At 64.1% G+C, this 15,538-nt stretch carries 4 protein-coding genes; 2 read left to right on the top strand and 2 right to left on the bottom strand.

Annotation, left to right across the window (positions count from 1 at the left end; genetic code table 11):
* The first annotated feature begins 233 nt into the window (after positions 1 to 233).
* The gene (locus N5D53_RS01650) at positions 234 to 11,060 is read left to right on the top strand and encodes a peroxidase family protein (RefSeq protein ID WP_279839436.1); all 10,827 of its coding nucleotides are present in this window, start codon (positions 234 to 236) and stop codon (positions 11,058 to 11,060) included.
* 161 nt (positions 11,061 to 11,221) lie between these two features.
* On the top strand, positions 11,222 to 11,707 hold the full coding sequence (locus tag N5D53_RS01645; RefSeq protein ID WP_020190308.1) for an isochorismatase family protein: 486 nt from the start codon (positions 11,222 to 11,224) through the stop codon (positions 11,705 to 11,707).
* Positions 11,708 to 11,733: 26 nt separating this feature from the next.
* On the opposite strand, the gene N5D53_RS01640 is transcribed toward N5D53_RS01645, so the two are convergent.
* Together N5D53_RS01640 and N5D53_RS01635 are read right to left on the bottom strand one after the other, a co-directional pair.
* Positions 11,734 to 14,505: an amino acid adenylation domain-containing protein gene (locus N5D53_RS01640; protein ID WP_190869142.1), complete on the bottom strand. Its 2,772-nt coding sequence runs from the start codon at positions 14,503 to 14,505 to the stop codon at positions 11,734 to 11,736.
* A gap of 214 nt (positions 14,506 to 14,719) precedes the next feature.
* Entirely contained in the window at positions 14,720 to 15,418 is a 699-nt protein-coding gene (locus tag N5D53_RS01635) for a pirin family protein (RefSeq protein WP_010953491.1), read from the bottom strand.
* Between the last annotated feature and the right edge of the window lie 120 nt (positions 15,419 to 15,538).

Raw genomic sequence — 15,538 nt, 5'->3', positions numbered from 1 at the left:
CCCTGTGCGAGCTGGGATCGATGCACGTGCGTTACACCTGTTGCGCACGGTTTACAGGGGCCCTCCGCAACGGGGTGCCTGCTTGCCAAGAAGAGGTCAGAGGTTTCAGCACACGAGTGCTGCGCTACTGAGCCCGGTACACCCAACCAGATTCTGCGCACGTCAACACTGACTGGGCGCGGGAAGGACCCTGCTGCCCTGTGTCATCTCCGGACAGATCGAGGGCAACTGCAATGGCCAATTTCAGCAAGTCGGACCTTGAATTCATCCTCAAACAGATCTTCATCGCTGAGGCACACGCCGACGGCGCCAGCCTGATCGATCTGTTGCCCAACAGCCAGGTACCCTTTGGCCTGCGCACGGTGGACGGCAGCTACAACAACCTGGTCACCGGGCAGAGCGAGTTCGGCGCAGCCGACAACTCGTTCCTGCGCCTGCTCGAAGCGTCTTACCGCGCCAACTATGTCGGCACCGGCAATGTCGTCGATTCGCAACCGCGCACCATCAGCAACCTGATCGTCGACCAGACAGCCAACAACCCGGCCGCAGTCGAGGCCAACGGCGGTGCCGCGCCGGTGATGAGCCCGGGTATCGACGGCGTGTTCGGCACCGCCGACGACAAGCCAGTGTTCTTCATCCCCAACGTGTCGCCAGACGCCGGGCTGACCGCCGGCTTCAACGCCTGGATGACCTTCTTCGGCCAGTTCTTCGACCACGGCCTGGACTTGGTCAGCAAGAGCAGCACCGACATCGTGTTCATCCCGCTGCGCCCGGACGACCCTCTGTTCGTGGCCGGCAGCCCGACCAACTTCATGGTGCTGTCCCGCGCCGTGCGCACCGCCGGCGCCGATGGCGTGGTGGGTACCGCCGACGATAGCCAGCCCAACACCACCTCGCCCTTTGTCGACCAGAGCCAGACCTACAGCTCGCACCCCTCGCACCAGGTGTTCCTGCGCGAATACACGGTCAACGCCGCAGGTGAGCCGGTGGCAACCGGGCGCCTGATCACCAACCGTGATCTGGGCGCCGATGGCAAGTTCGGCACCGCCGACGATGGCAACGGCGAAAGCGGTGGCATGGCTACCTGGGCAGTGGTCAAGGCCCAGGCCCGCGACTTGCTGGGTATCAACCTGACCGATGCCGACGTGCATAGCGTGCCGCTGCTGGCCACCGATGCCTACGGCAACTTCCTGCGCGGACCCAACGGCATGCCGCAGGTGGTCATGCGCGTGAACAACGGCGCCGATGGCATTGCTGGCACCGCCGATGACGTCACCCAGCTGGTCGAGGGCGACCGCAATGCGCCGATCAGCCTGGCCAATGCCGTGAGCACCGGGCATGGCTTCCTTGACGACATCGCCCACAATGCCGCGCCCGTGGTGGTTGGGGGTGTGCTGCAGGCTGACGCCGACACCCTGGTGGGCAACGCACAGCCGGTCGGGCAGGGTGGCAACAACCTGACCTACGACAACGAATTGCTCGACGCGCACTACATCGCCGGTGACGGCCGGGTGAACGAGAACATCGGCCTGACCGCCGTGCACCATGTGTTCCACTCCGAGCACAACCGCCTGGTGCAGCAGACCAAGGATACTCTGCTGGCCGCGGGCGACCTGGCGTTCCTCAATGAGTGGCTGATCGACGACGTCACCGCTATCCCCACCGCGCCTGCCGACATCGCCGCGCTGGTGTGGGATGGCGAGCGGCTGTTCCAGGCTGCCAAGTTCGGCACCGAGATGCAGTACCAGCACCTGGTGTTCGAAGAGTTCGCCCGCACCATCCAGCCGCAGATCGATGAGTTCCTCGCCCCCAACGGCTACGACACCTCGATCAATCCGGCCATCCTCGCCGAATTCGCCCATGTGGTGTACCGCTTCGGCCACTCGATGCTGACCGAAACCGTCGACCGCTACGACCCGGCGTTCAACCCGGTTTCTGCCGACCCGGCCAACCCCGACCAGCAGTTGGGCCTGATTGCCGCGTTCCTCAACCCGCTGGCGTTCGCCGGTAGCGGGGCCACGGCCGATGAAGCGGCGGGCGCAATCATCCGCGGCGTTACCCGCCAGGTGGGCAACGAGATCGACGAGTTCGTCACCGAAGCCCTGCGCAACAACCTGCTCGGCCTGCCACTTGACCTGCCTGCGCTGAACATCGCCCGCGGTCGTGATACCGGCATCCCCAGCCTGAACGAGGCCCGCCGCGAGTTCTATGCCGCCACCGGCGACAGCCAGCTCAAGCCCTACATCAGCTGGGTCGACTTTGCCGATCACCTCAAGCACCCGGCGTCGCTGATCAACTTCATTGCCGCCTACGGCACCCACAGCAGCATTACCGGGGCCACTACCGAGGCCGCCAAGCGCGCCGCCGCCGTGGCACTGGTACTTGGCGGTGACGGCGCACCCCTCGACCGCCTTGACTTCCTCAACGGCACCGGTGCCTATGCCAACGTGACGCTGGCCGGTGCGGACGGCATCGCCGGCACGGCCGACGACATTGCCGGGGTGACCGTGACCGGGGTCGACGCCATCGACTTCTGGGTCGGCGGCCTGGCCGAGAAGAAAATGCCGTTTGGCGGCATGCTTGGCTCCAGCTTCAACTTTGTCTTCGAAACCCAGCTGGAAGCGCTGCAGAACGGTGACCGCTTCTACTACCTGTCGCGCACGGCGGGCATGAATTTTGGTACGGAGCTGGAAAACAACTCCTTTGCCAAGCTGATCATGGCCAACTCCGACGTCACCCACCTGTCCAACACCGTGTTCCTCACTCCCACGTTCACCCTGGAAGTGAACCAGGCCAACCAGTTCACCGGGCTGGGCGCCGACGGCAAGGCCGACCCCACTGGCGGCATCGAGATCAACGGGGTTGAAATCGTCCCATTGGTGATCCGCGATAACCCCGATACCGTCGGGCCAGACAGCAACTTCCTGCATTACACCGGTGAAGACCATGTGGTGCTGGGTGGCACCGCGGGCAACGACATCATCATCTCCGGCGAAGGTGACGACACCCTCTATGGCGATGCCGGTGATGACGTGCTCGAAGGCGGCGCCGGCAACGACGCGGTGCTGGGCGGCGCGGGCGACGACATCATCACCGATTCGTTCGGCGACAACCGCCTTGAAGGCAACGCCGGCAACGACGTGATCGTCGCTGGCAGCATGGGGGTTGCCGGTAACCTGATCCTGGGCGGCGATGGCCAGGACTTCATCATCACCACCGAGGACATCAGCACCACCTTCGGTGGCCAGGGCGACGACTTCATCCTCGGCGCCAAGACCAACCTGCCACCTACCGGTAACGAGGGTGACGACTGGATCGAGAAGGGTACCCAGGACGGCGCACCTGGTGACAACTTCGCGCCCTTGCTGGGTGACGAAGTCATTGGCAACGACATCTTCGTCGGGGGCGGCGGCTTTGACGAAATGATCGGTGAGGGCGGCGACGATATCTTCGTCGGCAGCGATGCCCAAGACAAAATGGACGGCATGTCCGGTTTCGACTGGGTCACCAACAAGAATGACCGCGTGGGTGTCACCGTGGACCTCAGCCTGGCCGCCTTGGCTCAGCCCCATGGCAACGCGCCTAACCAGAACGCTGGCGTGTTCAACCCGGTGGGCGCTTCGCCGGCATCGATTCTGGACAGGTTCGCCGAGGTCGAAGGGGTGTCCGGTTCGGCCTACGCCGATGTGCTCAAGGGCGACGACGTCGATGCCGTGACCATTCTCAACCATGGCGGCGCCACCGGCAGTGCGCTGACCAACGTGGCGCTGATACGTGGGCTGCAGCAGTTCCTGGCGGATGCCGGCCTGCCCACCACCGGCTTTGCCACCGGCAACATCATGCTCGGCGGCAATGGCAGTGACCTGATCGAAGGCCGGGGTGGCGATGACCTGATCGATGGCGACAAGTGGCTCAACGTGCGCATCGCCGTGTACGCCCCTGGCGACGTCGACCACACCGGCCCGGAAATCGCCAGCTTCGACAGCATGGCCGACATGATTCCGTTCATGCTTGACCGCACCTACAACCCCGGCCAGCTCAAGGCCGTGCGCGAAATCCTGCCCGGCACTTCGACCGGCGGGGCCGCCTTCGACACGGCAATATTCTCTGGGCTACAGAGCGAGTACGTGGTGACCCAGAACACCAAGGGCACCGCCGATGTTGCCGATGACGTCTGGACCGTGACCGACACCGTGGCCGGCCGCGATGGCGTCGATACCCTGTTGCACATCGAACGCCTGCAGTTTGCCGATAGCCAGCGCGTACTGGTGGAGGGGGTGAACGCACAACCCACCGGCAGCCCGACCCTGCTCGATAGCAACGGCGGTGCGATTACCGTGGGTGACATGCTGACGGTGAGCGTGGCCGCTGTGCTCGACGCCGACAATATCAGTGCGGGCAACCCGACGGGCTCGCTCGCCGACCGTTCGGTGTCCTACTACTGGCAGTTCGAGGCCGACCCGGGCAGCGGTGTGTTCCAGGACATCATCCTGCTACCGGCCGGCGACCTGGCCTTCCAGAGCGCCGATGGCACTTCGTTCAAGGTGTCTCCAGACCTGGCCGGGCTGAGCCTGCGGGTCAAGGCGATCTATCAGGATGCCCATGGCACCACCGAAGTGCTGTACTCGCAGCCTACCACCGTGGTGCAACCGGGCGCGCCCGTGGTGCCGACAGCGGCCACCCCGGTGGTGGATGCCAGTGACGGCGGTGCCGGCCTGCACATGGTGCGCTCCGACCTGAACTTCATCCTCGCGCAAATCAAGATTGCCGAGGCCGATGCCGCCGGGCAGGACATCCTCTCGCTGATCCCCAACGTCCGCGCAGCCTTGGGCCTGCGTGCGGTGGATGGTTCGAACAACAACCTGATGAACCTGAACGGCAACAACAACACCCAATACGGTGCCGCCGACAACGTCTTCCCGCGCGTGACCGACCCGGTATTCAACCCGGCCGAAGGTGCGCCAGCCGGTTTCTTCGGCCCAGGTTCCCCCGCGATCCCGGGCTCGTCGTACCAGCAGACCAGCGGGCCGGTGTTCGATTCGCAGCCACGTACCATCAGCAACCTGATTGTCGACCAGACCTCCAACAACCCGGCAGCCTATGCCACCGCCTATGACCCGGGTGCCGATGGCGTGCTCAACTTCGGCGCCGCAGGCAACGACGACGTGCTCAAGGATGGCGTGCGCATCGTCGCCAGCCCAGGTATGGACGGCCAGTTCGGCACCACCGACGACCATGACGTGTACCTGTTCGAGAACACCGCTGCCGATGCCGGGCTGTCTGCGCCGTTCAACGCGTGGATGACCTTCTTCGGGCAGTTCTTCGACCATGGCCTGGACCTGGTCACCAAGGGCGGCTCCGGTACCATCTACATCCCGCTGCAACCGGATGACCCGCTGTACGTGGAGGGTGGCTTCACCAACTTCATGGTGGTAACCCGTGCCACCAACCTGCCTGGGCCGGACGGCATCCTCGGCAACGCCGACGACATCCGCGAACACACCAACACCACCACGCCATTCGTTGACCAGAACCAGACCTACAGCTCGCATCCCTCGCACCAGGTGTTCCTGCGCGCCTATGTAATGACTGACGACGGCCCGGTCGCCACGGGACGGTTGATCACCAATCGCGACCTGGGCGCTGATGGCAGGTTCGGCACGGCCGACGACACCGAAATTGGCGGCATGGCCACCTGGAAAGTGGTCAAGGCCCAGGCCCGCGACCTGCTCGGCATCAACCTGACCGATGCCGACGTCGACAACGTGCCGCTGCTGGCCACCGACGCCTACGGCAACTTCATCAAAGGCCCCAACGGCTACCCGATGGTGGTGATGAAAGGCCTGGACGGTATTGCCGGCACCGCTGATGACCAAGAGGTCGAAGGCAACCCGCTGGCACCGCTCGACCTGACCAACGCCGTGCGTACCGGGCATCAGTTCCTTGCCGACATCGCCCACAATGCCGCGCCGGTGTTCAGTGGCGGCGTGCTGGCGCCGGATGCCGACAACGTGGCCGGCAATGCCGTGCCGGCCAACCCGCAGACCGGTGCCAACCTGGCCTACGACAACGAACTGCTGGACGCGCACTACATCGCCGGTGACGGCCGGGTCAACGAGAACATCGGCCTGACCGCCGTGCATGCGATCTTCCACTCCGAGCACAACCGGCTGGTGGCGCAGACGATGGACACCGTGCTCGACTCGGGTGACCTGGCCTTCCTCAACGAATGGCTGCTCAACCCGGTTAGCGCCTTGCCAGTCACCCCGGCCGAGATCGATGCCTTGGTGTGGAATGGCGAGCGGCTGTTCCAGGCGGCCAAGTTCGGCACCGAAATGCAGTACCAGCACCTGGTGTTCGAGGAGTTCGCCCGCACCGTGCAACCTCGGGTCGACCTGTTCTTTGCCCCGACCCAGGTATACGACGTCGACCTCGATGCCTCGATCGTGGCCGAGTTCGCCCACACCGTATACCGCTTCGGCCACTCGATGCTGACCGAGACTGTCGACCGCTTCGACATCGACTTCAACGTCATCCAGGACCCGGCCAGCGCCAACCCCGACCAGCAACTGGGGCTGATCGCGGCCTTCCTCAACCCGCTGGCTTATGCCGCCAGTGGCGTTACCCCCGAGGACGCCACCAGCGCCATCGTGCGCGGGGTCACCCGCCAGGCCGGTAACGAAATCGACGAGTTCGTCACCGAGGCGCTGCGCAACAACCTGCTCGGCCTGCCACTGGACCTGCCAGCGATCAACATCGCCCGTGGCCGCGACGTCGGTATCCCTTCGCTGAACGCTGTGCGCCGTGAAATCTACGGGCAAACCGGCGATACCCAGCTCAAGCCGTACACCAGCTGGGTCGACCTGGTGCAACACCTGAAGCACCCAGAGTCGCTGATCAACTTCATCGCGGCCTACGGCACCCACAGCACCATCACCAATGCCACCACCCTGCTGGAAAAACGCGCCGCGGCCATGGCCCTGGTGTTCGGCGGCGATGGCGCACCCGCCGACCGCATGGACTTCCTCAACAGCAGCGGCGCCTGGGCCAACGTAACCCTGCCCGGCAAGGACGGTGTACTGGGTACTGCCGATGACCTCAAGGCAGTCACCGTGACCGGTGTCGATGCCATCGACCTGTGGATCGGCGGCCTGGCGGAAGCAAAAGCGCCCTTTGGCGGCATGCTCGGCAGCACCTTCAACTTCGTGTTCGAGAACCAGATGGAGAAACTGCAGGACGGCGACCGCTTCTACTACCTGGAGCGCACGGCGGGCCTGTCGATGAACGCCGAGCTGGAAAGCAACTCGTTTGCCAAGCTGATCATGGCCAACAGCTCGGCCACCCACCTGCCAGGCCTGGTGTTCTCCGACCCTGGCTTCTACCTGGAACTGGACCAGACCAAGCAGTACAACGAGGGCCTTGGCAGCGCCGATCCGCTGGGCGAAAACGGCGAGCAGGTGGTGTTCCGCGACAGCCCGCTGACGGCTGGCCCAGACACCCACTACATCCGTTATGCCGGTGCCGAGCACATCGTGCTGGGCGGCACCAACGGGGACGATATTCTGGTCTCCAGCGAAGGCGACGACACGGTCTGGGGTGATGCCGGCAACGACCGCATCGAGGGTGGCGACGGCAACGACCAGCTGCGCGGTGGGGCCGGCGACGACATCATCAGCGACATGGGCGGTGACGACAACATCCAGGGCGGCGACGGCAACGATGTGTTGCACGGCGGTAATGGCGTCAACCTGATCATCGGCGGTTTCGGCAATGACTTCATCGTCACCGGTGAGGACGCCTCCGAAGCCATCGGCGGCCAAGGCAATGACTTCATCCTCGGCAGCAAGGCCAACGAGCAGGACATGGGCAACGAAGGTGACGACTGGATCGAGAAGGGCACCTCGGACGGCGCGCCTGGCGACAACTTCGACCCGCTCGGCAACGACCCGGTCATCGGCAACGACGTATTTGTCGGCGGCAACGAGAACGACAAGTTCAACGGTGAAGGCGGCGACGACATCATGGTCGGCAGCCTGGGGTTTGGCGACCGTTACATTGGTGGCTCGGGCTACGACTGGGCAACCTTCAAGGACTTGGCCCAGGGCGTGTCCATCGACATGAGCGACCGCTTCTTCGATGTGCCACCGGTACCGGGTTCGGGCGCTTCGACGCTGGTGCGGTTCGACATCATGGAAGGCCTGTCGGGGTCGGCGCATGGCGACTACCTGCGCGGTGACAGCGAAGACGCCACCTCGCTGCCTACTGCAGGTGCTACCGGCAGCGTGCTGACCAACATCAGCCTGATCGACGGCCTGGCCGGCCTGCTGGCGGCCGGTGCGACCTTCTATGACGGCGGCAACATCATCCTCGGCGGCAGCGGCAGCGACTTGCTCGAAGGTCGGGGTGGCGACGATATCCTCGACGGCGACAAGTGGCTGAACGTGCGCATCAGCGTACGCGCCAACCCTGATGGCACCGGCCCGGAAATCGCCAGCTTCAACAGCATGGAGCCGATGGTGCCGTTCATGCTCAATGGCACCTACAACCCTGGCCAGTTGGTGATCGTGCGGGAGATCCTCAGCGGTACCGACCACTACGACACGGCGGTGTTCTCAGGGGTGTCCACCGACTACAGCGTGGTGGTCGATGGCAACTCGGTGATCGTCACCGACCTGGTGGCCGGTCGTGACGGCGTCGACCACCTGACCGGCATCGAGCGCCTGCAGTTCTCTGACAGTTCGCAGGCCTCTGGCGTCGGTACGGCAGTCAACGCCGGCCCCACCGGCAACCTGGCGATTCTCGATGCTACCACCGGCCTGCGCGACGATACGCCAGTCAGTGGCCAGCTGCTGAGGGTCAGCAACCTCGCCGTGCATGACGCGGACAATGTCAGCGCAACCAATGCGACCGGTGCGGTGAACGGCCCCGTGGCCTACTACTGGCAAGTCGAGGCGCTGCCGGGTTCCGGGGTTTATGAAGACATCACGGTAGTGGCCGCTGGTGAAGCGACACGGGCCACCGGTACGACCTACCGCGTCACGGACGATGTCGCCGGCCTGAACATCCGCGTGCGTGCGGTGTACCAGGATGCCAAGGGCACGCTGGAAATCGTCGATTCGTCGCCGAACAGCGCGCCGAGCGCCGGGCCGACCGTGACCGGGCTGCTGGTGCAGAACCAGACGCTCACCGCCAACCCGGCCACCATCGTCGATGCTGACGGCCTGAGCAACCCTCAGTTCAGCTTCCAGTGGCAGTCCAACCGGGGTGTGGGTTGGGTCAACATCGCTGGCGCGATCAGCAGCACGTTCGTCCTGACCCAGGCGCAAGTGGGGCAGAACATGCGCGTGGTGGTCAGCTACGTGGATGACTTTGGCGTGCAGGAAAGCGTCGCCTCCGACATCCTCGACCCGGTGGCCAACGTCAACGATGCGCCGACCGGTGCGTTGCTGATCAGTGACACCACACCCGACCAGGGCCAGACGCTGACCGCACTCACCGGCGCAATTGCCGACATCGACGGCCTGGGGGCCTTCAGCTTCCAGTGGCAGCAAGGTACCGGCGGCACCTTCGCCGATATCGCCGGGGCTACGGCGGCCACCTTCACCCCTGGCTTCGCCCAGGGTAACCAGCAGCTGCGGGTGATCGTGCGCTACACCGACGGCTTCGGCACCCTGGAGTCGCTGACCTCGGCGGCGACCGCTGCAGTCACCGTGCCACCGGGTGTTGTACTGGTTGGTACCAATGGAGCCAACACCCTGACCGGTGGCGCAGGCAATGACGTGATCTCGGGCTTGGGCGGCAACGACACGCTCAACGGCCTGGGCGGCAGCGACCAGCTGTTCGGTGGCATTGGCAACGACATCCTCAATGGCGGTGACGACCCTGACTTCCTCAATGGCGAGGATGGCAACGATACCCTCAACGGCGGGCTTGGCGCAGATGCCATGAATGGCGGTGCCGGCAACGATACCTTCCTGGTCGACAACGCCGGGGATACGGTCACCGAGGCACTCAATGGTGGCACGGACCAGGTGCAGACCAGCCTGGCCAGCTACACCCTGGACGCCAACGTCGAGAACCTGACCTATACCGGCAGCAGCGGCTTTACCGGTACCGGTAACGCGCTGGCCAACACCCTCACGGGGGGGGCCGGCAACGACCTGCTCAACGGCGGTGCGGGTGCCGACCGCTTGGTGGGTGGCGTGGGCAACGACACCTATGTGGTGGATGACGCCGGGGATGTGGTGGTCGAGGCGACGGGGGCCGGTACGGACCTTGTGCGTACCACGCTGGCCAGCCACACCATGGCCGCCAACGTCGAGAACCTGGCCTATACCGGGGTGGGCAACTTCACCGGCACGGGTAACGGGCTGGCCAACATCATCGACGGTGGGGCAGGTAATGACACGCTCAGCGGCGACGGCGGTAACGATGTGCTCAACGGCAATGCCGGCAACGACATCCTCAACGGCGACACCGGGAACGACCAGCTGTTCGGCGGCCTGGGTGACGACCAACTGCGCGGTGGGGGAGGTGACGACAGCCTCGATGCCGGTGACGGCAACGACACGTTGCTGGGGCAGGCCGGTAACGACAACCTGAACGGGGGCGCTGGCGATGACAGCCTGGATGGCGGCAACGGCAATGACACCCTGCAGGGCGGCGATGGTAACGACACATTGTTCGGCGACGTGGGTACCGACACCCTGATCGGGGGGGCCGGCAACGACTTCCTCAACGGTGCGGCAGGTAACGATACGGTGGTGGGTGGGGCCGGTAACGACACCATGATCGCCACCGATGGCAACGATGTGTTCCAGTTCGCTGCAGGCTTTGGCAACGACTTGATCATCAATTTCGATGCCATTGCGGCGGGTGGCCAGGACCGGCTGGATATCACCGCCCTCAACATCACCGCAGCCACCTTTGGTGCCAGTGTGACCATCGCCGATGTTGGTGCGGACACCTTGGTAAGCATCGGTGCTGCCGACTCCATACGTTTGGTGGGGGTGGCAGATGCAACCACGGTGACCGCCGCAGACTTCATCCTGGCCGGTTGAGGGGGCGCAGGGGTTAGCTGTTACGGGTACAGCAGGGGGCTGCGCAACAGCCCCCTTTTCCCGCGCAAGGGGTCGCCGAATGTTGCCTCGGGCTTGTCCAGCGACCACGGCAGTTGCTTCGCGTTATACTCCGCGCCTTTTGCCCGTGCCGGAATCCGCCCATGCGCCAGGTTTTGCTCATCGTCGATGTTCAGTCCACCTTCAGCCCGCCCGAGTGGCTGGTCGATGGTTTGCGGCGGTTGTCAGCGAACATTCCCACCATAGCCTCGGTCGAGTTGCACGATGAACAGGTCACGCCGTTCGAGCGCCAGCTCGGCTGGCACCCGGCGGCCGAGGACGAGAGCCTGGTCGAGGCCGACCAGGTGTTCGTCAAGCATGGCTATGGGCAAAGTGCCGAAGCTATCGAGTACATCCGGCAACTGGGTGTAGAGCGGGTGCTGGTGTGTGGGCTGCAGACCGAAACCTGCGTGCTGGCCGCCGGCTTTGCCCTGTTCGATGCAGGGCTGATGCCCACGCTGGTGACAGACATGACAATAGGGTCGTCGCTGGACCGCTCGGGCAAGCTGGGTACCGACCTGTGGAAGCACCACTTCCGCCAGGTCACCACCTCGGCCGAGGTGCTGGCTGAACTGGCCGGACGCGAGTAGTGCATGCGCTGGCGGGTCATCTTCGTTCAGGCAGAGGTGGCGCGTTCAGCTGGATCGGCTCCACGCGCCTGATGCTGCTTGCGCCTGCGGGTAAACAGCAGACGCAACAGGGTGTTCCAGCAATAGCTCACCAGTACCCCTCCAGCGAGTGCCAGGGCTATCTCGAACAGCGGGTGCCTGAAAACATGCTCCGCTACCGACTCGAACTGGAAATGCGTCAGGTAGATATACAAGGTTGACGAAGCGATCACCGCACCTGCCCGTGCAACCAGGGCGGGTACCGGCACCGAGCGGAACCAGACAAGTGCCAGCATCGCTGGCAGGGCGATGTCGACATAGTGTGTAAACGCTTGCCAGCCAACACCGGCAAGCGCCATCAGGTCCAACTCGCCAACCACCAGCACGGCCACTGCACTGGCCACCCATTTGCGTGAGGTCGTGTCGGCATGGTGCACGGCCATGCCCAGTACCATCACCGCCAGGAAGTGCTGGGGCACCCGGTTGAGCAGGGCGCTGGCGTCGAATACGAACTGGTTGAGGAGCACATCCAGCGCCACCAGTGCACAGGCAGCGATGATCAGCCAGCGAAACGGGTCGGCAATCAGCACCTGGCGCACGCGCCTGATCGACAGCACCAGGCCAATGATCACGATCATCTGCACCAACACTTCGATGTACCAATAGTTGAACAGGCTGACCTCGCTGGCGGGGAACCAGTTGGAAACCAGCAGCAGCGATTGCCAGTGCAGCCGGGCGAATACCAGCTGGATCAATGCGCTGTACAACAGTGTTGGTACCACGATGGCTGCCAGTGGCCTGAGCAGCGTGCGTGCATCGCCACGCGCTTCGATGGCCTTGAGCTGAAAGCGCGCCAGGGCGATGCCGGAGACCAGGAACAGCACCGAGGTTTCGCCGAGTATCGGCCAGTGGTCGAAATCACCCAGGTGGCCGACCACAATCAGGATGATGGCGAGCATGCGGATGAACACCGGCATTTCCATTACCCGCCACGCGCCTTTGGGCGGCGCACTCAGCTCGGCCAGCTGGCACACCGGCAGGGTTTCCCAACGTTCAGGCAGGTGACCGATAAGCGCCTCCAGCACACGCGAGGCCTGCACGAACGACAGCGAGTCGCCGCCCAGTTCGACAAAGCTCAACCTGGCGTCCAGGCGCGGTACCTGGAGGATGCGGGCCCAGGCTGTACTCAGCTTTTCGGCCAAGGGTGACAACGGTGGGTTGATACTGTCGTCAAATGCCGCAGGCAGCGCGCGTTTGTCGACCTTGCCGTTGGGGGTGAGCGGCAGGGCATCAAGGAACACGAACAGCGCCGGAACCATGTAGTCAGGCAGCTGGCTGCTGAGGGCCTGGCGCAGTTCGTCAGCACGGATGGCCTGCTGCGCGACGCAATAAGCCACCAGCCGGGTCGATGCACCCTCGTGGTTGGCCAGGACAACGCATTGCCCTATGTGCGGGTGACGGCAGATGGCGTTCTCGATTTCCGCCAGCTCGATGCGATGCCCCCGGATTTTCACCTGGCTGTCAGCACGCCCCAGAAAACGGGCGCTGCCATCGGCCAGATAGGTGCCCAGGTCACCCGTGCGGTAACAGCGGTCGGCCGCGTCAGCGGTGAACGGGTTGGCGATGAATTTGGCTTCGGTCAGCCCCGGGTCGTCCCAGTATCCCCGCGACAGGTAGGGGCTGCGGATCAGGATTTCGCCTGTCTCGCCCTCGTTGACCAGCTGGTTGGCCGGGTTGACCACCAGCAACTGTGCATCGGCAATGCCTTTGCCCAAGGGCACCCGGGCATTGTCCATTTCCGGGTCGAGGGTGTGGAAAGCCATGGCCTGTGGGGTTTCGGTGGTGCCGTAGAAGTTCACATTGACGGCATTCGGTGCGATGGCGCGGACCTGCTGGTACTGCGTCGGGCTGAGTGCATCGCCACCCCAGAACAGGGAGCGCAGGTGGTCGAGAACCTGGCCGTTCAGATGTGCGCCAGTTTCGATCAGCTTGCCCAGCGGCGGTGTGAGGTGGATCACGCTCACACCGTGCTGGTGAAGCCAGCTGGCCAGCCGTGAGGGGTCGGTCAGGGTCGACTGGGCCGGGCAGGCAATGGTCGCGCCCAGCGACAGTGGTGTGAACACGTCGCGGTATACCGGGTCGTGGCCCAGGCCAGAAAGCAGCGAGAAGGTGTCGGCCTGGGTAAAACCGTGCTGGCGCACATGCCAGTCGATGAAGTGCACCAGCGGTGCGTGGTGGGTAACGATGCCCTTGGGCTCACCGGTGCTGCCCGAGGTGAAGGTGATGTAGGCCGGCTGCTCAGGGCTGACAGTGGGCAGCGCGACAGGTTGGCGAGGGAAGGCCTGCAGCGCTTCAGCGGGGGCTTCAGGCACCGTGACGACCTTGGGCTGGCCGACGTCGACGGTGGCCTCGGCGCAGCGCAGTATCACCGCAGGCTTCAGGGTGCTGACGATTTGCTCAATACGTGCGGCTGGGTAAGCGGCGTCAGCCACGGTGAAGGCCAGGCCGGCCCGCAGGCAGCCGAGCATGGCGTAAACCAGGGCGGCGCTGCGACGGGTGACGATGACCACACGATCGGTGCCGCTGGCGGCGTTTTTAACCAGAAACGCGGCAATGCCCGCGCTGATCTGCTCCAGTTGGGAGTAGCTGCAGGTTGTGTGCTGGCCAATGATGGCAATGGCCGCCGGGCAGCGGCTGGCCTGCTTGATGAACGCGTGGTGAATGGGCTGTTCGGCACGGTACGCCAGGCACAGCGTCGGGTTCGGGCGCAGGTCCGGCATGATGATCGAGTGCTCCGCAGGAACGTTGGGCTGGCTGGTAGCACAACGCTAGTGCAGGCTGGCTGATGGCGCCAATGCATGATCGCTGCTTGCGATAGCCGGGAGCTCCAGCGCAGCAAGCCAGCCCCCACGAAACACTGCTAAACCGACGGGTTAGCGGTTGTTCCAGGGGAGCCGCCTTGTGCTGCGACATGGATTGTCACAGGCCTGGTTTTCAGGCCACATCCACGAGCACGATCTCGCTGTCCTCGATGGCGGTCACCCGCAGCACCGCTTCCTGCTCGATCGCCACGCCATCGCGCGCCTTGGCCCGCAATCCGTTGATCTCCACCAGCCCCTTGGCCGGCACCAGGTAACCCCGGCGTTCGGCATCGAAGCGGTACTCGGCGGTTTCACCGGCTCGCAGGGTGGCAGCCACCAGGCGGGCATCGGTACGGATCTGCAGGCTGTCCTCGTCACCCGCGCGGCCGCTGGCCAAGGTCACGAAGCCCTCACCGCGCTCGCCTTTGGGGAACGGCCGGCTACCCCACTGCGGTGCTTCACCGGTGCGCTCCGGCACGATCCAGATCTGGAAAATACGTGTATCGATATCTTCCAGGTTGTACTCGCTGTGCACGATGCCGGTACCGGCGCTCATGACCTGAACATCACCGGCTTCGGTACGGCCCTTGTTGCCCAGGCTGTCCTGGTGGCTGATCGCGCCTTCACGCACATACGTGATGATTTCCATGTCGCGGTGCGGGTGCGGTGGGAAGCCGCTGCCGGCCGCGATCAGGTCGTCGTTCCAAACCCGCAGGTTACCCCAGTGCATGCGTGCCGGGTCGTAGTACTCGGCAAACGAGAAATGGTGGTGGGCATCGAGCCAGCCATGGTTGGCGTGGCCGAGGCTTTCGAAGGGTCGCAGTTGCAGCATGGTCGTGCTCCTTGAATCAGTGGAATGACGCCATGATGCGCTATCGAAACATCGAAAATAAGCGTAAATATCGGCTTAAAACAATCTGATTTATAGATGCTTTTTCTGCGGCGTTTTATT

This window comes from Pseudomonas sp. GD03862 (assembly GCF_029840855.1).
Classification (GTDB): domain Bacteria; phylum Pseudomonadota; class Gammaproteobacteria; order Pseudomonadales; family Pseudomonadaceae; genus Aquipseudomonas; species Aquipseudomonas alloputida.
This window is presented reverse-complemented; position numbering and strand designations above follow the sequence as displayed.

Bases quoted from the DNA above. Each gene is read 5' to 3' on its own strand.
- N5D53_RS01650 (WP_279839436.1), top strand. From the start codon at position 234: ATGGCCAATTTCAGCAAGTCGGACCTTGAATTCATCCTCAAACAGATC.
- N5D53_RS01645 (WP_020190308.1), top strand. From the start codon at position 11,222: ATGCGCCAGGTTTTGCTCATCGTCGATGTTCAGTCCACCTTCAGCCCG.
- N5D53_RS01640 (WP_190869142.1), bottom strand. From the start codon at position 14,505: ATGCCGGACCTGCGCCCGAACCCGACGCTGTGCCTGGCGTACCGTGCC.
- N5D53_RS01635 (WP_010953491.1), bottom strand. From the start codon at position 15,418: ATGCTGCAACTGCGACCCTTCGAAAGCCTCGGCCACGCCAACCATGGC.